This window comes from Arsukibacterium sp. MJ3 (assembly GCF_000987765.1).
Taxonomy (GTDB): Bacteria; Pseudomonadota; Gammaproteobacteria; order Enterobacterales; family Alteromonadaceae; genus Alishewanella.
Genome location: NZ_LAHP01000115.1, coordinates 1 through 620 on the forward strand (window position 1 = coordinate 1; position 620 = coordinate 620).

At 48.2% G+C, this 620-nt stretch carries 1 pseudogene; it reads left to right on the top strand.

The window, feature by feature from the left end:
- Positions 1-173: 173 nt before the first annotated feature.
- Positions 174-620, top strand: a pseudogene (locus tag VT06_RS17050) (IS21 family transposase); the annotation flags it as partial.

Consider the following 620-nt stretch of genomic DNA (forward strand, 5'->3'; position numbering starts at 1 on the left):
CGGGATGATCCGGCCAGCGATTTCGGCATGAGTCGGCCGCCCATTTCGGTATCATCCGGCCACTGATTTCGGCATCATCCGGCCACCTGTTTCGGTATCATCCGGCCAGTTTGTTCTTCCTTCGTTTTACGAACTTTGGCATAACAGTTTTTTAACTGTTTGTCGGAGTAGTTATGACACGTAAAAAGAAAATGGTAAGGACAAATATGCACACTTATCTGGATATATTCCGCCTTAAATTTGAGGCTAAGTTAAGCGATCGGCAAATCTTTCAAGCACTGAATATTGGCCGAGCGACCATCAGTGATGTGGTTATCCGCTTCAACAATTTAGGTCTGAGTTGGCCGCTTGCAGCCGATTATCTGCTTGATAACCTCGACAAACAGTTATTCCCTAGTCGTGATTACAGTACGCAACGTGTGTTACCCCAGTGGCCACAGATGCATATTGAGCTGCGCAGGAAAGGCGTAACCAAACTGCTGTTATGGCAGGAGTACCAAGCAGAGCATGGCAGTAAAGCACTTGGCTACACGCAGTACTGCGAGCATTATCGGCGCTGGTGCGCCGTGCAAAAACGCTCTATGCGGCAACATCACGAAGCCGGTGATAAGCTGTTTATC